Annotated in this window: 18 protein-coding genes; 7 read left to right on the top strand and 11 right to left on the bottom strand. The window is 66.5% G+C overall.

Going from position 1 to position 16,218, the window contains the following annotated elements; all coding sequences use genetic code 11:
* Positions 1 to 22 precede the first annotated feature (22 nt).
* The gene (locus DEIPE_RS04075) at positions 23 to 922 is read left to right on the top strand and encodes a P1 family peptidase (protein ID WP_015234715.1); all 900 of its coding nucleotides are present in this window, start codon (positions 23 to 25) and stop codon (positions 920 to 922) included.
* A gap of 1 nt (position 923) precedes the next feature.
* On the opposite strand, the gene DEIPE_RS04070 is transcribed toward DEIPE_RS04075, so the two are convergent.
* Positions 924 to 1,835, bottom strand: coding sequence for an NAD(P)/FAD-dependent oxidoreductase (locus DEIPE_RS04070; protein ID WP_245557589.1), 912 nt, complete (start codon positions 1,833 to 1,835; stop codon positions 924 to 926).
* 248 nt (positions 1,836 to 2,083) lie between these two features.
* On the opposite strand from DEIPE_RS04070, the gene DEIPE_RS04065 reads away from it, so the two are divergent.
* Both DEIPE_RS04065 and DEIPE_RS04060 read left to right on the top strand, forming a co-directional pair.
* Complete coding sequence (locus DEIPE_RS04065; RefSeq protein ID WP_015234713.1) at positions 2,084 to 3,139, top strand: GNAT family N-acetyltransferase; 1,056 nt, start codon at positions 2,084 to 2,086, stop codon at positions 3,137 to 3,139.
* Positions 3,140 to 3,448: 309 nt separating this feature from the next.
* A complete protein-coding gene (locus tag DEIPE_RS04060) occupies positions 3,449 to 4,012 on the top strand; it encodes a GNAT family N-acetyltransferase (protein ID WP_015234712.1) in 564 nt (187 codons plus the stop codon).
* 9 nt (positions 4,013 to 4,021) lie between these two features.
* Here DEIPE_RS04060 and DEIPE_RS04055 read toward each other — a convergent pair whose 3' ends face one another.
* The 5 genes from DEIPE_RS04055 to DEIPE_RS04035 all read right to left on the bottom strand — a co-directional run bounded on the left by DEIPE_RS04055 (position 4,022) and on the right by DEIPE_RS04035 (position 7,559).
* Positions 4,022 to 4,723, bottom strand: a complete 702-nt coding sequence (locus DEIPE_RS04055) for a metallophosphoesterase family protein (RefSeq protein ID WP_015234711.1) — start codon at positions 4,721 to 4,723, stop codon at positions 4,022 to 4,024.
* A 31-nt stretch (positions 4,724 to 4,754) separates the two neighbouring features.
* The gene (locus tag DEIPE_RS04050) at positions 4,755 to 5,153 is read right to left on the bottom strand and encodes a hypothetical protein (RefSeq protein WP_041230688.1); all 399 of its coding nucleotides are present in this window, start codon (positions 5,151 to 5,153) and stop codon (positions 4,755 to 4,757) included.
* A gap of 218 nt (positions 5,154 to 5,371) precedes the next feature.
* Entirely contained in the window at positions 5,372 to 5,923 is a 552-nt protein-coding gene (locus DEIPE_RS04045; protein ID WP_015234710.1) for a DUF4385 domain-containing protein, read from the bottom strand.
* 23 nt (positions 5,924 to 5,946) lie between these two features.
* Positions 5,947 to 6,573, bottom strand: coding sequence for a Dps family protein (locus tag DEIPE_RS04040; protein ID WP_015234709.1), 627 nt, complete (start codon positions 6,571 to 6,573; stop codon positions 5,947 to 5,949).
* 80 nt (positions 6,574 to 6,653) lie between these two features.
* Positions 6,654 to 7,559, bottom strand: coding sequence for an MBL fold metallo-hydrolase (locus tag DEIPE_RS04035; RefSeq protein WP_015234708.1), 906 nt, complete (start codon positions 7,557 to 7,559; stop codon positions 6,654 to 6,656).
* A gap of 103 nt (positions 7,560 to 7,662) precedes the next feature.
* On the opposite strand from DEIPE_RS04035, the gene DEIPE_RS04030 reads away from it, so the two are divergent.
* Positions 7,663 to 8,877 (top strand): MFS transporter, encoded by a 1,215-nt coding sequence (locus tag DEIPE_RS04030; protein ID WP_015234707.1) that lies wholly within the window; start codon positions 7,663 to 7,665, stop codon positions 8,875 to 8,877.
* 25 nt (positions 8,878 to 8,902) lie between these two features.
* Here DEIPE_RS04030 and paaD read toward each other — a convergent pair whose 3' ends face one another.
* From paaD to DEIPE_RS04005, 5 genes are all read right to left on the bottom strand, one after another.
* Complete coding sequence (gene paaD, locus DEIPE_RS04025; protein WP_015234706.1) at positions 8,903 to 9,403, bottom strand: 1,2-phenylacetyl-CoA epoxidase subunit PaaD; 501 nt, start codon at positions 9,401 to 9,403, stop codon at positions 8,903 to 8,905.
* A gap of 8 nt (positions 9,404 to 9,411) precedes the next feature.
* Positions 9,412 to 10,191, bottom strand: coding sequence for a 1,2-phenylacetyl-CoA epoxidase subunit PaaC (paaC, locus tag DEIPE_RS04020; RefSeq protein WP_015234705.1), 780 nt, complete (start codon positions 10,189 to 10,191; stop codon positions 9,412 to 9,414).
* Positions 10,188 to 10,760: a phenylacetate metabolism protein gene (locus DEIPE_RS04015; RefSeq protein ID WP_015234704.1), complete on the bottom strand. Its 573-nt coding sequence runs from the start codon at positions 10,758 to 10,760 to the stop codon at positions 10,188 to 10,190. The genes paaC and DEIPE_RS04015 overlap by 4 nt, the downstream gene beginning before the upstream one ends.
* A gap of 10 nt (positions 10,761 to 10,770) precedes the next feature.
* Positions 10,771 to 11,721 (bottom strand): 1,2-phenylacetyl-CoA epoxidase subunit PaaA, encoded by a 951-nt coding sequence (gene paaA, locus DEIPE_RS04010; RefSeq protein WP_015234703.1) that lies wholly within the window; start codon positions 11,719 to 11,721, stop codon positions 10,771 to 10,773.
* Between the two features lie 157 nt (positions 11,722 to 11,878).
* Positions 11,879 to 12,466: a TetR/AcrR family transcriptional regulator gene (locus DEIPE_RS04005; RefSeq protein ID WP_015234702.1), complete on the bottom strand. Its 588-nt coding sequence runs from the start codon at positions 12,464 to 12,466 to the stop codon at positions 11,879 to 11,881.
* 242 nt (positions 12,467 to 12,708) lie between these two features.
* Between DEIPE_RS04005 and DEIPE_RS04000 the strand changes: the two genes are divergently transcribed.
* From DEIPE_RS04000 to DEIPE_RS03990, 3 genes are read left to right on the top strand one after another with little or no spacing between them, the layout of a single operon-like run.
* Positions 12,709 to 14,307 (top strand): 3-hydroxyacyl-CoA dehydrogenase, encoded by a 1,599-nt coding sequence (locus DEIPE_RS04000; RefSeq protein ID WP_015234701.1) that lies wholly within the window; start codon positions 12,709 to 12,711, stop codon positions 14,305 to 14,307.
* Between the two features lie 14 nt (positions 14,308 to 14,321).
* Positions 14,322 to 15,017, top strand: a complete 696-nt coding sequence (locus tag DEIPE_RS21970) for a histidine phosphatase family protein (RefSeq protein WP_052326624.1) — start codon at positions 14,322 to 14,324, stop codon at positions 15,015 to 15,017.
* Positions 15,010 to 16,212: an acetyl-CoA C-acyltransferase gene (locus DEIPE_RS03990; RefSeq protein WP_015234699.1), complete on the top strand. Its 1,203-nt coding sequence runs from the start codon at positions 15,010 to 15,012 to the stop codon at positions 16,210 to 16,212. Before DEIPE_RS21970 ends, DEIPE_RS03990 begins: the two co-directional genes overlap by 8 nt.
* The last annotated feature ends 6 nt before the right edge of the window (positions 16,213 to 16,218 follow it).

Below are 16,218 nucleotides of genomic sequence, written 5' to 3'. Positions count from 1 at the left end.
CGTCTGACGGATAGACTGCCGCATGGAAAACCGCACCCTTACCGCCATTTCCGGCTTTCAGGTGGGCCACTGGACCGACGGGGTTGGCAAGACCGGCTGCACCGTCATTCTCTGCCCACCGGAGGGCGCGGTCGCATCGGCGTCCTTTCTGGGACCGTCGCCGGGAACGCGTGAAGGGGTGCTGCTTTCGCCCGAAAAGAAAGTCGAGCGTATTCACGCGCTGCTGCTCACGGGCGGCAGCGCCTTTGGCCTGAGTGCCGCAAGCGGCGTCGTGCGCTTTCTGGAAGAGCGCGGCGTCGGTCATCCCACGCCCGCGGCCAACGTGCCGATCGTGCCCGCCGCGGTGATCTACGACCTTTTGGTGGGTGATCCCAGGGCCCGCCCGAATGACCAGAGCGGCTACGCCGCTGCCCAGCAGGCAAGCGGCGCTCCCGTGCCCGTCGGCGTGGTCGGTGCGGGCACGGGCGCTACTGCCGGCAAGTATCTGGGGCCGGCTGATCTGGCGCCCGGAGGTTTGGGCAGTTCCCTCGTTTCGCGCGCGGGCGTAGAGGTCGGCTGCATTGCCGTGGTGAACCCCATCGGCGACGTGGTCGGCCCGCAGGGCGAGCTGCTCGCCGGGCCGGGCGTCGGAATTGGGCCGCACTCAAGTGACCACACCCCTGAGGTCGCCAATACCACCCTGCTGGCCCTGGCCACGGCGCACACGGTCAGCAAGGCCGAAGCACGTCGTCTCGCGGACGCGGCCCAGGCGGCGCTGGCGCGGGTCATTCGCCCGTCGCACACGCCCTTCGACGGGGACAGCGCTTTTGTGATGTCTTCGTGCACACGCGCCGCGACCGACCCCCTTCTGCTCGCTTCACTGGTGCAGGACGCCGTGGCAGAGGCTGTCTGGAGCGCCGTGCGGGCCAGCCGGGCAGGCTGACTTACCCGTCGCGCGGAAGTTTCGGCAGGCGCTGCACCTCGGGGTACAGGATGTGATTGGCCGCCTGGGCGGCCTGCGCGCCCTCGTGCGCAGCCGAGATCACCTGGTGGGCATGGCGGTTGGTCACGTCCCCGGCCGCGAAGAACCCTGGCAGGTTGGTCTGGTTCTTGGCATTGATGCGGATGTGCCCGTTGCGGGCGAGCTCCAGATCGAGGTCGCCCAGGGCTTCGGTGTTGGGGGAACTGCCATACAGGCTGAACAGCAGGTCGGTTTCGAGCAGGCTGCCGTCGCGCAGCTGCACGCCCTCAACCGTTTCGCCCTGCAGCGTCACATGGTCGATCTTGCCGTGCACCAGCTTGACGCCGTCGTCGCGCAGACGTTTTCGGACGCGGCTGCTGAGGCGGTCCTGCTCGGGGTCGACCAGCACGGTGAGATCGCGCGAGTAGGTCAGGAACTGTAACACCGTGCTGGCAGCCTTGTCGTCGTCACCCAGCAGCAGCAGACGTTTGTCCAGGGTGCGCCAGCCGTCGCAGACAATGCACCAGAAGAGCTGCCGCCCGACCAGGCTGCGCACCCCCACGAAGGTCGGCCACTTGTCGCGCACGCCCGCGGCCCAGATGACGCTGCGGGCACGCAACTCGCCGGGGTTCTGCGTCAGCACGTACTCGTCGCCTTCCCGGTACACGCGGGTGACGCTGCCCGTCTGAAACTCGACGCCAAAGCGTTCGGCCTGTCGGTGACCCAGATCGTGCAGTTCCTGCGCGCCGACGCCTTCGGGAAAGCCCAGGTAATTTTCATTCCACTGTCCATAAGACCAGCGTCCCTCGCCGCTGTCGATGACGAGCGTCTTGCGCCGAAAACGGCCCATATACACGGCAGCCGACAGTCCGGCGGGCCCTGCACCGACAATCACACACTCCCAAACCATGCAGGAAGTACACCACTGCTTTCCCGAAACAACCGCAAAAAAGACCCTCTTCGAAGGTTTCGTCAAGGTGTCCTGGGGAAGCTTGCGAAGCAGATGCTGGCATATTTGGCTCAGGGTCCTCCTCGCCGGATGGCGGATGACGCCCTGACGATCGCGGTGCACACTGAAGAAGCAATCCGGCAGTGCCGGAAAAGAACGCCGGGCCCACCCCGGACGCTCTTCAGGAGGAACGAATGACGACGAATCTGTTGTGGCGCATTGAATCCGCCGATCCGAGCACCGCACCCGAAGCGGTGCTGCGCGCGGTGGCGGCACACCGCGAAGTCATTCGCGCCGAGCGCCTGCCGCAGGACCCCACGTGGCCGCTCGAAACGCTCATCACCGAAATGCGCCACGTGCAAAGCGATGAGCGCGTCACGCAGTTCAATGCCTGGGAAGGCGAGCGCGTCATCGGGCACGCCACGGTATTTTTGCCGCTGCGCGAAAACACCCACCTGGCCTTTGTGGACCTCAGCGTCGAGGCCGCCGCGCGCCGCCAGGGACTTGCTGCGGCCCTGCTGCGCGAGGTGGTGACGCACGCCGAAGCGCAAGGCCGCAGCAAACTGGTCGGCAAGACCAGCGACCGCATTGCGGCAGGTGAGGCGTTCACGCGGCGCCTGGGTGCGCAGGCGGCCTTGCCAATGCACACCAACCAGCTTGACCTGGCCGAGCTCCGTCCCGTATTGCTCGACGAGTGGAGTGAGCAGGGCGAAGCGCGCGCTCCCGAGTACCGGGTGTGGCTGAACGCCGGCGCTTATCCCGAAGAGCGCCTGAGCGAGATCGCCGACCTGTGGAACGTCATGAATACCGCGCCCATCGGTGACCTCGACATGGAAGACTGGCAGATGACGCCCGAACGCCTGCGCGAATGGCAGCTTCAGATGGGCGCCACGGGCGAACAGCGCCTGACGACCTTTGCCGAGCACCACACGAGCGGTCAGCTGGTGGGCTTCAGCGAACTGTTCTGGCAGCCTGGACGCGACATCCTGCTGTTTCAGGGCGCGACCGCGGTTCGCCCCGAGCATCGCCGGCACGGTCTGGGACGCTGGATCAAGGCGGCCAATCTGCGCGAGGCGCTCGCGCGCAATGCGCAGGCCCGCTTTGTCCGCACCGGCAACGCCGACAGCAACCAGGGCATGCTGGCCATCAACTACGCGCTGGGCTTCCGGCCCTTTATCGCCCAGACTGACTGGCAGGTCGAAACGGCGCGTGTGCGCGAATACCTGGGCGCCCGGCCCGGCTTGAGCTGAGCGTCGCAGGCCTCTCGCAAGAATGCCGAGCGCAGTAGGCTTGTGTCATGAACTCTCCTGACCGTTTCCCCGCTCTTCCCGAGCGGGGAAACGTGTATTCCTGCTCGCGCTGTAAACGCAGCTACCGTTTTCGGGCGCATCCGCAGGGTCATCTGGTCTACATCCACGAGAAAAGGCACTTTTGGAGCCGCACCCTCGAATGGCGCGCCCTGCCCACGTCTGGCCATCGACGCTCACCAAGTTTCGCTGCCGCTGTGGTGCGCCGCTGATGGTTCGCTGACTGCCTGGACGGTCAGGTAGGCTGACTTTGTGAGCCAGACCCTCCACCTCACTTCCCGAGTCGTCCACGAAGCAGCGCTGACCACGGCGCAGCATGAGGCAATCCGGCGGCTCTTGAACGCCGCCTTTCCGGAGTTTCGTGCGGCGTGGGCCAAGTCGACCTTCTGGGGCAGTTTGCCCGAGCAGCGCATCTGGCTTGAGGACAGTACAGGGCGCGTCCTGGCGCACCTGGTATTTTCGCGCCGCCGGATCGGGGTGGGCGAGCGCGAAGTGCATATTGCCGGGGTCGGGGGCGTGTGTACCGATCCTGAGCTTCAGGGCCAGGGGCTGGGCCGGCAGCTGATGCAGGAGCTGCGCCGGGTGCTGCAGGGCGCCTGCCCGGCGGACTTCGCCTTTCTGGGCTGCCGTATGGAGGTGGTCGGGTTTTACGAACGCTGCGGCTTTTCGCGGGTGCCGCAGGTGGTGCGCTACCTCGATCCCGACGACGTGGTCTGGGTGCACAACCGCGGTCCGGCCATGGTGCTGCCCGCACGGGCGGCGCTGTCGCACTGGCCGAAAAGCGGCCTGATCGATCTGCGCGGGCTGCCGTGGTAGCGCAGCATGCTACAGCGCGACTTCGATGACCCGGTACCCATAGGCGTTCACCACCCGGGTGCCGCGCTCGGTGTACTCGTGCTTTTTGCCCTCGTACTCGTGAATGTGACCGTGAACTACCAGGCGCGGTTTGTGCCTGTCGATAAAACGCGTGAGCCCTTTGCAGCCCCGGTGCGCGAAGTCGCTTCCGGCATGCGGTCCTTCGGGCGGAGCGTGCGTCAGCAGGATGTCGAGCGGCTTGCCCAGCAGGCGCCATCCGAGTTTGGTGAGGCCCCAGCTGCCCTCGAAATCACCATACTGTCCACTGCCCCCTTCGCGGTAGCGCGGCACGCCACCCCAGCCCGCGATGCGCAGCCCGGCCACTTCCATCACGCGCCCGTGCATGTTGACCACCCCACGGGGCGGCTGGGCGGGACCGTCACCGTCCTTGACGAGCTCGTTGGCGTGGTTGCCATGCACGTACAGCACCGGCACCGGCAGTTTGGTCGCGATGAATTCCAGGTAGTAGCCTGGAACGTCGCCGGCAACCAGCACCACATCCACCTCCGGCACGCCTTCAGGAAAGCTTTCCCGGTACACGAAAGGATGCGCGTAGTCGGCGAGCAGCAGCAGTTTACGGGTCCCCAGGCCCTGAGAGGAGGCCAGGACCGACCGGTTCTGCGCAGGTGGCGCGGGCCGCTGCTGGTCAGTGTGCGAGTTCAACGAAGGCACACTAGCAACAGGGCGCGGCGGCGTTGGAAAGTTAACCCACCTTTTTTCTCGATCTGTCTAAAGCGGCGCCGGGCAGTTCGAAAGCAGCCTCGGGCGAGGAGGCACGCTGGGCTGCATCGAGGCATCGCACTCTACCGGCGCGTCCGTTGACGTGCCGATGCACTGGTTCTTCGGCCCATTCACCGCCGTCGGCGTCGACTGCCCGTTCGCGCGCCCAGGCGCGCAGGGCCTGCAGGTCCTCGGCGCGGGTCAGGGCCAGCGGGCGTGTAGGGCGCAACTCGCGCCGCAGCAGTTCGGTGTTGAGCGGCGCTTGACCCGCAAAGGCCGTGTACAGGGCGGCGACCGCAGCCTCCAGTTCGGCGCCACTGAAGTGCTCATTCTCGCGGGCGAGCGCGTTCGCCTCTCGGCATACAGGCCGCGCGTCAGGCACCAGCTGAACGGGGGCAGCCCCTCCTCGGCAGCCAACGACGACAGCAGGCTGAAGGTTCGTTCGGCCTGCTGGGCGTCGAAAAAAATCATACCGTAGCGGGAGCGGACGAGCAGCTGGAGTTCACGAAGGGTTGAATGGAGCGGCCTGCGGTGTTTCAAGGGTTGCCGCGTCTCGGTGCCCGGCCCGGCAACCCTGTGCGTCGTTCTCATGCTGGCCGTTCATGAACGGCTGCCGCTTTCGTACCGTTGCTGATGCTCGGCTTTCAGGCGCTGGTATTGGGGGTGATCCCTGGCCTGAAACCACTTCTCCCTGAAGATGGCCGCCGAGGCCGCCTTGACCGGGTCCTCGATTTGGCGGGGCAGCTCTGATCGGCCGTGGGCGCCGCTTTGCCCTTTCTTGTCGGGTGGAACCGGACCGGCGTACTTTCTGCCACCCGCATGGTTGGCGTAGCGGCGGGCGCGTGTGTAGCCCATCTGCAAAAACTTGCGTGCCATGTCAGCGCCCACGAAGTCGCCCTGCTCCAGGTAGGCGAGAAACATGGCATAGATCATCTCGCTGCTTTCGCGGGCCAGGTCGGGGGTGGCAAAACGCCAGTGGGGGAGCAGCTCGCTTTTGTAAGGCTCGACCAGCAGCACGCCCTGCTCACTCACGCCGACGCGGTAAAGTTCGGGGTGTTCACGCAGGTTCAGCGTGCGGTAGTCCAGAGAATAATCAAAGCCTCCTGCCCGGCGCGGGGGCTTTGACTTCTCGGGGCTATCTGAGTGGGCCACCGTGCAGCTCGGTTCAGCGCAGGTCAGTTCAGGCGGTCGTCGTCCAGAATGGCCTGCAGCATCCAGCGGTGCTCATCGTGGGTGTGCAGCAGCCCGTTGTAGATGTCGGCAGTCGCCGGGTCGTCAGCCTCGTCGGCGCGCTTGGAATCATCGCGCAGGCTGCGGGTCAGCAGCGTGTGGTCATGCACCAGCTGCGACAGCTGTTCACGGGCGTCACGAACGGTTTCGGTGGGCACGCGGATGGTGGTGAAGCGGTCGATGTCCACGGGCGCCGCGACAGGAGAGCCGCCCAGCATTACCAGACGCTCGGCCAGCACGTCGATGCTGGCGAACACTTCCTCGGCCATCTCGTCGTAAGCGAGGTGCAGGTCGCGAAACATCCGCCCGCGAATGTCCCAGTGGAACTTCTTGAACTTCAGGTACAGCGAGATGCTGGTAGCGAGGTTGCGCTGCAAGGTTTCGGCGACCTGGCTGAACTCCTGCTCGCTCAGGTAGTTGTGGTCCACCAGCTGGTTGAACTCGTTGTCCTGCGCTCGGCCCAGGTCACCGTGCGCGGCGTCGGTGTGGTCTGCGACCAGCACCGGGGCGCTCAGGGTGGCCTGCTGGTCGTCGTGGTGTTCATCCTTGTTTTTTTTGTGTTTCTTCGACATGCCCCACGCTAAGCGCTCGCCTTCTCAGGGGCCGTGAGGTCCCTCTGAGCGTCCCTTTACCCTTGGGTGCGCGGGCCTTTTCATGGTGCGCGCCGCCACATCCAGCGGTTGCCCTCGACCGTCTGCTGGGCGCGGCCACCTTCGAGCAGCTCCACCAGGTGCGCGCTCACCACACTGCGGTTGAGGACCACCGCCGCCGGGATGGTCATGGTGACCTTCAGTGCGTCGCACACCCGCGCCAGCAGGTCGTCGATGCTGCCTTCCGGAGCCAGGGCCTGCCACACGGCCTCTGTCGTACGCTCGAAGGACGTCAGGTTGGCCGACACCAGTGCGTTCAGGTCGGTGGTGGGCTCTCCATGGCCGGGCAGCACGACCCGGATACCCTGCTGCTCTTGCAGCGTGCGGGCGCTCTGCTTCTGCCGGGTGCTGTCGACGCAGAAGGTGAGCGGGTGTTTTTCCAGCGTGTCGGGGCCAAACAGCGCGTCGGACGCAAACAGCACGTCACCGCAGCGCACTGCGAACATCGTGCAGGCGTGACCGCCGACCTCGATCAGCTCCAGCGCCACGCCCCCGACCGTCGCCCGCCCGGGCTGAAGAACGCCGTGAACCTCGCTGGCCTGGCCCATCAGAAATTTGCCCTGCAGGGAGGCCGGAGGGCGCGCACCGAACAGGTAGAGCCCTTCGAGCAGCGGATGCCGGATGATCGCTTCTTCCAGGGGGGGCGCGAATACTTCCAGACCGGGAACACGCGCCCGCAGCAGTGCGTTGCCGCCGTAATGGTCAGCATGGCTGTGCGTATTGAGTAGCGCCACCGGCTGCAGACCGCGCGCGGTGAGTGCGCGTAGCAGCTTTTTGGCACGGTCATCGTCGAGGCCGCTGTCAATGATCAGCGCGCCGCCTCGTCCATCCTCAAGCACCAGCTGATTGATTGGGCCGGGAAAATACAGCACGCCCGGCGCCAGTTCCGCGAGTTCTCCACGCGCCATAGCGAAGCTTAGCTCCGAATGACCGGAAGCGCTCACCCTAGCCGGGCCGTCACGGCGCGCCCCCTTTCATTTCCGCCGAGGAAGCAGGCGTAGACTCCTGATCGTGCCTGTCTCGCCCGCCCCCGCCGCTCCCCCGAACATCCGGGCCATCGCGGCCCTGATAGCCTCGAATTTCCTGATGTGGGGCGGATTTTTCCTGATCGTGCCGCTGCTCAGCGTGCACTACGTCGCCAACCTGGGCTGGGCGGCCGCCTTGATCGGCGCGGTGTTGGCCGTGCGGCAGATCATTCAGCAGGGCCTGACCGTTTTCGGAGGAGCGCTCGCCGACCGCATGGGCGCCCGCAACCTGATTCTGGCGGGCCTGGTGGTTCGCGCACTGGGGTTCGCGGCCATGGGCTGGGCGGACACCTTCTGGACCCTGATGGCCGCCTCGGTGCTGGCGGGCCTGGGCGGCGCGCTGTTCGACGCGCCCAAGAACGCCGCGGTGACAGCACTGACGAACAGCACCAACCGTTCACGGGTCTTTTCGCTGATGGGTGTATTCGGCAACCTGGGCATGGTGGTCGGTCCCCTGATCGGTGCGCTGCTGCTGAGCATCGACTTTCGGACGCTGGCGCTGGTGTCGGGGTCGGTATATCTGGTGGCCTTTGTGGTGGTTGCCCTGAGCCTGCCGCGGCTGGGGGCCGCTCCTGGCAAGGCCGCCGGACTTTCGGGCCTGGGGGTGGTGGCCCGCGACCGCCGCTTCGTGCTGTTCACGACGCTGGTGAGCGGTTACTTCCTGCTGTCCAGCCAGCTCAACGTGGCGGTGGCCCTGCGCGCGACGGCGCTGCACGGCGAGGGGGCGGTGGGCTGGGTGTACGGAGTCAGCGCCGGCCTGGCGGTGGCGCTGCAGTACCCGCTGCTGCGCCTCGCCGAGCGCCGCTTTTCGCCCCGGCGCATTCTGGTGGGCGGCGTGATGCTCAGTGCGCTCGGCCTGGGGGCCATGGCGACGACCCAGACGTTCGCGGGCCTGCTGGCCTGCGTGGCACTGTTCAGCCTCGGTGGGATGCTGGTCTTTCCGACCCAGCAGGCCCTGACGGCCAGCCTCGCGAAAAAAGGGCTGTATGGAGCCTATTTCGGCTTCGGCGCCCTGTCCCTTGGCGTGGGCGGCGGCGTCGGGAACGCCATCGGCGGCGCGCTGTACGACTGGGGACAGGCAACCGGCCTGCCCGCCCTGCCGTGGCTCAGTTTCGGGCTGATCGGCCTGGTCACGGCCCTGGGGCTCTACCGCACGCTGGGAGAGTCGGTCCGCACGGCGCAGGTCGGCGTGGCGGACTGAAGCAGTGGGACGTGGAAACCCTGTTTTATACCGTCTTGAAGGCCTCGAAGGGCTCCCGGCAGGCGCCACAGACGTGAATGGTCTTGCAGAGCGTGGGACCAAAGGTGTTTTTGATACGGGTATCAAACGAGCCGCACCGCGGGCAGCGCGTCGCGTCGCTTTGCAGCTGCAAAAGTGCCCCGTCGTCACTGGCGCCCGGCGGGGCAATGCCGTAGACCGACAGCTTGGTGCGCGCTTCCTCGGTGATCCAGTCGGTGGTCCAGGGCGGAAACATGACCGTGTCTACCTGCACTTGCAGTCCCAGCGACCGAACGGCACGGGCGATGTCCTCGCGGATGACGTGCAGCGCCGGACAGGCCGAGAAGGTCGGGGTCATGCGCACGGTGGCCCGCGCCCCGTCGAGCTGCACCTCGCGCACGATGCCCATCTCCACGATGTTCACGACCGGAATTTCCGGATCGGGAACCCTGGAGAGGGCCGCCCATACCTCGGCTTCCGAAGGGAGAACAGTGGGCCTCTCGATCATGTCCCCACTCACCACTCGCTGGCCGAGGGATCCCAGCGCGCGACTTCCTGCATCTCGGCCAGCATGGGCGCGAGGTGCTCGGTGTGCCGCTCTCTGGACCATTCACGCGCGCCCACCGTCGGCAGGGTCAGGCCGCAGCCCTCCAAGTGTGCGGCGACGAGCGGCTGCCACTGGCCGAACAGGGACTCGGGAGAGGGCAGCACGCCGGCCTTCACCAGCCCGTCCTCGCCAGGGAGGAGCGCAAACAGCTGTGGGCAGAGCGGCCACAGTTCGTTCAGCGCGTTCTGGGTCCGGCGCCGTGATTCCTCGGTCCCGAGCCCAAGGCGCTCAACCCAGAGCCGGGTGTGCTGGAGGTGAAAGCGTTCCTCGCGGATGATCTTCTGTACGGCCTGCGAAAGCGGCGTGTAGGTGCTTTCACGGGCCGCGCCAAGCCACACCAGCTCGTAGGCGTCGAACAGAAACTGCCGCAGCAGCGTGAAGGCCCAGTCGCCACGGGGCAATTCGACCAGCTGGGCGCAGCGGTATTCGCCTGCGCCGCGCCCGTAGGCCAGCGCGTCGGGGTCGCTGCCGTCGAGCTCTGCGCGCAGCGAGAGCCACACCTGGGCGTGGCCCAATTCGTCCTGCACGAGGTTTGCCAGGGCAATGTCCTCTTCCAGGATGGGCGCGTGGCCGACCCATTCGCTGTTGCGGTGCGAAAGGATCAGCTCGTCGTCGGCCAGGGCGGTGAGCTTCAGGATCAGCGCGGTGCGCAGTTCGCTGCCAAGCTGCAGGATGTCTGTCTGCGTCATTGCTCGCCTCCGGGCGTGCGGGGGGGCTTGTGCTTGCTGGCGTGCGAGCCGACGACCCCGTAAAAGGACTGCTGGCGGTACGTCTTGTCCCTGGCGGGGGCGAACCAGCTGTCGATGGTGTCCGGATCGTCACCACTGCGGCTGATGGCCTGTTCGGGAATAATCCACCAGACCAGTACGGGCAGCTCCTGAAACTGTTCGCGTGCCAGGCCGAGGGCCTGTGCGGGCGAGGTGGCCTGCAGTTCACCCGCATAATCCACGAAGGTCATGCTGCGCTTGTGACTGGTTTTGCGAAAGACCAGAAAGGTGCCCGCCTCGCCCGGCGTCTCTTCGGGCGCGCCGGTGTCCCGCGCCAACTCCTCGGCTGCCAGTTCCTCCGCGGTGCGCGAGAAAATGTCGTCGGCACGCACCACCCACAGTGAGACGGCGCTGGGGCGGCGCACGAAGACGGTCCGTGCGGTCACCAGCGCGTGCTGCGGATCCACGGCGTGAACGCTGCCGACCGCCTGGTGGGGTTTACCCGGGGTGTCCTGTTTGAAAACTTCCCAGCGGGGCCATTGGGTGTCCATGTCCGTCACCTCAGTCGGCGGCCTGCGCGAGCTGACGCTCGGCATACGCCTGCATGGCTTCGCGCACCCAGGCGCCCTCGTCGTGGGCCTTCTGGCGGGCACCCAGGCGCTCCTTGTTGAGGGGGCCGTTTCCCTTCACGACATTCCAGAACTCGTTCCAGTCGATGGGGCCGTGAATCCAGTTGCCGCTCTCATCCTGGTGCAGGTCGGGATCGGGAATGGTCAGGCCCGCTTCGAGCAGCTCCGGTACGTGCTCGTTGATAAACTCCTGGCGAACCTCGTCATTGCTCTTGAGCTTCACGCCCCAGCGGCTCAGCACACCGCTGTTGGGAGAGTCGGCGTCGTGCGGGCCGAGCATCATCAGGCTGGGCCACCACCAGCGGTTCAGGGCGTCCTGGGCCATCTGACGCTGTTTCTCGCTGCCGCGCGCGTACTGGATGACCATTTCCTTGCCCTGCTTGTGATGAAAGGTCTCCTCGCTGCAGATGCGGACCATGGCGCGCGAGTAGGGACCGTACGAGCAGCCTGCCAGCATGGTCTGGTTCTTGATGGCCGCGCCGTCGACCAGCCAGCCGATCATGCCGACGTCAGCCCAGGTGAGGCTGGGGTAGTTGAAGATGCTGGAATACTTGGCCCTGCCGCTCAGCAGGGCATCGTTCATTTCCTCGCGGGTGGCGCCGAGGGTTTCAGCGGCGTGATAGAGGTACTGGCCGTGCCCGGCCTCGTCCTGCACCTTGGCAATCAGGATCATCTTGCGCTTGAGGCTGGGCGCGCGGGTGATCCAGGCCCCTTCGGGCAGCATGCCGACGTACTCGCTGTGGGCGTGCTGCGAGATCATGCGGATCAGCTGGCGGCGGTACTCGTCTGGCATCCAGTCGCCGGCTTCGATCTTTTCGCCGCGCTGAATGCGGGCCTCGAAGGCTTCGAGGTGCTGCTGCTCGGTCAGGTCGGCCGTGGTCATGCGCGTTCTCCTTGCAGGTCGGGCAGGGCGTGGTAGGGTCTGCTTCCTAACATTAGTTAGGTTCAGTGTAACCCACCCGCACGTATAGCGTCAACGCGCCAGAATCACGCTGCAGCGCGTTTAGCTCACGGTTTTGTGGCGTCTTTCGAGGCGGCGCCTATTCCTCGCGCCGCTCCACCCCACGCAGCAGCAGGTCGGCAAAGGCGTCGGCCACCTCGGTGGGGCTCAGCGCGCCCTGAGGACGGTACCAGTTGGGCAGCCAGTTGGCACCTGAAAGGGCCAGCACTGTCGTCAGCTTGACGTTCAGGGAGGGGTCGAAGACCCCAGCCTGCACGCCCTGCGCCACGATCTCGCGAAAGACGCCCTCGACCGCGTCCCGCCGCAGGGCGATCGCCGCGCGGCGGTCGGCGGGCAGGTGCCGCCAGTCCTGAAACAGCACCGTCGCGAATTCCAGGTTGCGCGCCACCACCGCCGTGTAGGCCTCCAGTGCACGGCGAAGTTTGGCCGCCGGGGCGAGGGGCGCCCCGCGCACTTCGGCCAGGGCCGCGTCGAATTCGTCGGCCACGCGGCTCACGATTTCCCACAGCAGGTCTTCCTTGCCGCGAATGTGCGAGTACAGGCTGCCGGCCTTCATGTCGAGCGCGCCCGCGATGTCACGCATGGACGTCGCGCGGTAGCCTTCCTCGGAAAACAGGCGCGCGGCGGCCCGGTAGATCTGTTCTTTGCGGTCTGCAGGGACGCTCATGCGCGTTCATGCTAGCAAGCCCCAACCCTGGGCAGGTTGCCGCCCGTCCATATCCGCGCTGAAGGGAGGGGTGGCACGGCACAAGCAAACGGTTGTTATAGTGAGCCCCAAATGACTTCTCATGCCCTTTCGCGTTCAGAAGGTTCCGAAGGAACTTCTGAACGCCGAGCGAAGCGAGTGCAAAAGACGACGAGCTTGCGGGAATGGAGTTGTGGCTCGGTGCTGTTCCGAGGTGAAACGGAATGAACGCAGGCCCGTATGAAGCCGCCCTCGGTGGAGCGACGATTACTGCCGGCAAGCCCCGGGCCATCGGGGTGATCGGTGCGGGTACCATGGGCGCCGGCATCGCGGAACTGGCCCTGACGCGCGGATACCGTGTCGCCCTGTACGACCTGAACGCCGAGCAGCTCGCCCGCGCCCAGCACGCCATCGCCCGCAGCCTGGAAAAGCTGCAGGCCCGGGGCAAGCTGCAAGACAGCCCCGACACCCTGCTGGCCCACCTACTCGGGACCACCGACCTGGCCGGGCTGGGCGGCGCCGACGTGGTGATCGAGGCCGCCCCCGAACGCCTGGATCTCAAGCAGAAGCTTTTCGCCGAGCTCGAAACGCTCTGTCCGCAGGCCATCCTGGCCACGAATACCAGCACCCTGCTGGTGAGCGCCATTGCCTCCTCGGTGGGGGACCGCGCGCGGGTGGTCGGAATGCACTTTTTCAATCCGGCGCAGATTCTGCCGCTCGTGGAAGTCGTGCGGGGGCAGGACACCTCGGCCCGGACGGTCGAGGCCATCATGGAGCTCGCCCGTGACCTCGGCAAGACCCCGGTGCTGTGTGACGATACGCCCGGCTTCATCGTGAACCGCGTGGCGCGCCCGTTTTACGGCGAGGGCCTGCGGCTGGCCGCCGAGGGAGTGGCATCCTATGCAGAAATCGACGCGGTGATGCGCGGCGCGGGCTTCCGCATGGGGCCCTTCGAGCTGATGGACCTGATCGGCCTGGACATCAACTTCGCCTCGACCGTCAGCGTGTACGAGGCGTTCTTTCACGATCCGCGCTACCGCCCGCACCCGCTGCAGGCCCGCATGGTCGCCGGTGGCCGCCTGGGACGCAAGACCGGGCAGGGCTTCTATGACCACTCCGCGTCCCAGGCCGCGCCCCAGTCGGAACCGTCGTCCTCGTCTATCCCGCAGCGTCCCCAGGTCAGGCTGCACCTGAGCGGGGGAGGCCGCCTGCGTGAGGCGCTGGAGGAACTGCTCTCCGGCTACGAACGGGCTTTGGCCTCCGAAGCGGACTGGGTCATCGACTGCAGCGAGACGGTTTCTTCGGTCGCGGCCATTGTTGGCCTGACACCACGCTCCAGGGTGCTGTCGCTGGCCTACGCGGGCTCCGCCACGGCGCTGGCCGCCCGTTACCCGTTTCCCGAGCGGGTAGTGGGCTTTTCGTGCCTGTCGCCGCTGGGCGACAAAAGCGTGATCGAGATCATGCCTGCCCTGCAAAGCGAGCCGGGCCTTGCCCAGGACACCGAGACCCTCTTCGCCGCCGCCGGTCTGTCCGTTCAGATGGTGGGAGAGACGCCGGGAGGCATCGCGGCCAGAACGGTCGCGATGCTGGCGAACGAAGCATTCAGCGCCCTGGCCGAGGGCGTGGCCGACCAGACCACCATTGATACCGCCATGAAGCTTGGCACCAATTATCCACGCGGCCCCCTGGAATGGGCGCAGCTGATCGGTTTGCGCGCGGTGCTGAGCATTCTGGAAGCCCTGCAGCGCGAAACGGGCGACGACCGTTACCGTCCGCACCCCCTGCTGCGCCGCATGGTGCTGGCCGGGAAGGACACCTTCTGAACACTGTGTATCTTGTGCGGCACGGCGAGAACCGCGCCAACGTCACGCGCGAGCTGTCCTGCCGCCTGGTGGATTACCCCTTGACCGAGCGAGGTCGTCTGCAGGCCCGGCAGACGGCACAGCACTTTGCGGCCACGCCTGTGGACGCCCTGTTCGCCAGCCCGCTCAGGCGCGCGCAGGAGACTGCCCAGCCACTGGCCGAGCTGCTTGGCTTACCAGTGCAGACCCTGGAGGAGTTGCGAGAGATCGACGTTGGCGAGCTGGAAGACCCGAGCTCGCCCTACAGCTTGGAGGAGCGTCGGCGGCGTGACAACGAGGTCGTCACGGCCTGGCGGGCGGGCCGTTTTGAAACCCGCTACCCTGGCGGCGAGAATTACCTGGAGGCCGCCACGCGCTTCAAAACGGCGTTGCGGCGCGCCCTGACTGGCCGAAGCGGAGAGACCGTCATGCTGATCGGGCACAGCGGCCTTTATCAGTGTGCGCTGCCAATGCTGTGTCCGCAGGGCTACCTCCAGCACCTCTCCACCAACATTCCACTGGGCGGCTATAGCCACCTCAGCGTCCACGCCCTCTCGCCGCTGCGTGCGACCCTGCACACCTGGGCCGTGAACGACCACCTTGCGGGTGACGCACGTCTGCAGCCCGACCGTCCGGACCACCTGCGCAGTGCGCACACCATCCCACCCCTTTCCGAGGTTCCCCATGCATGAAGCCGTCATTCTCGCCGCCGCCCGCACGCCCGTCGGAAGGCACGGTGGCGCCCTTTCCAGCGTCCGTCCGGACGACCTGGCCGCTGCTGCCATCCGGGAGGCCGTTGCCCGCGCGGGTGTGAACGTTGCCGAGATCGAGGACGTGTATTTTGGCTGTGCCAACCAGGCCGGAGAGGACAACCGCAACGTGGCCCGCATGGGGCTGCTGCTGGCCGGTCTGCCCATCGAGGTGCCGGGCGCGACCATCAACCGGCTGTGCGGCTCGGGTCTGGACGCCGTGAACACCGCGGCCAAGAGCATTCTGGCCGGTGAGGGTCGCCTGTACGTCGCCGGAGGCGTCGAGAGCATGAGCCGTGCCCCCTACGCCATGCCCAAACCCGAAAAAGGCTACGCGACCGGCAACCAGACCGTGTACGACACCACCCTGGGCTGGCGCTTCGTCAATCCGCGCATGCGCGAGCTGTACGGCACCGACGCGATGGGGGAGACGGCCGAGAACCTCGCCGAGGAGTACGGCATCGGGCGCGAGGAACAGGACCGCTTTGCACTGCACTCGCACCAGAAGGCCCTGCGCGCGCAGGAAGCCGGGCATTTCGAGCGCGAGATCATTCCGATGGAGATTCAGGGCCGCAAGGGCAGCACGCTCGTGACGCGTGACGAGGGTCCGCGCAGTGACACCAGCCTGGAGACCCTCTCCGGCCTGCGCCCGGTCTTTCGCAAGGGCGGCAGCGTCACGGCGGGAAACAGCAGCTCCCTCAACGACGGCGCGAGCGCGGTGGTGCTCGCCTCGCGCGAGTACGCTCAGGCGCATGGCCTGACGCCGCGCGCGCGCGTCCGCAGCTTCGCGGTCGCCGGAGTGCCGCCGCGCATCATGGGCATCGGCCCGGTGCCCGCTTCCCGCAAGGCTTTGTCGCGGGTAGGGCTCCGTGTGGGTGATTTGCACGCCATCGAGCTCAACGAAGCTTTTGCCGCACAGAGCCTCGCGGTGCTGCGTGACCTGGAAATCGACGCGCAGGACCCTCGCCTGAACCCCAACGGCGGCGCCATCGCCCTGGGGCACGCGCTGGGCAGCTCGGGTTCGCGGCTCGTGACCAGCCTGCTGCACGAACTGGAGCGCACGAATGGGCAGTTCGGCCTCGTCACCATGTGCATCGGGGTGGGACAGGGCATCGCCACCGTCATCGAGCGCGTCTGAGGCAGG

It is taken from the genome of Deinococcus peraridilitoris DSM 19664, assembly GCF_000317835.1.
Classification (GTDB): domain Bacteria; phylum Deinococcota; class Deinococci; order Deinococcales; family Deinococcaceae; genus Deinococcus_A; species Deinococcus_A peraridilitoris.
The sequence above is the reverse complement of the archived record's forward strand: the minus strand, read 5'-3'. Positions and strand labels throughout refer to the sequence as shown.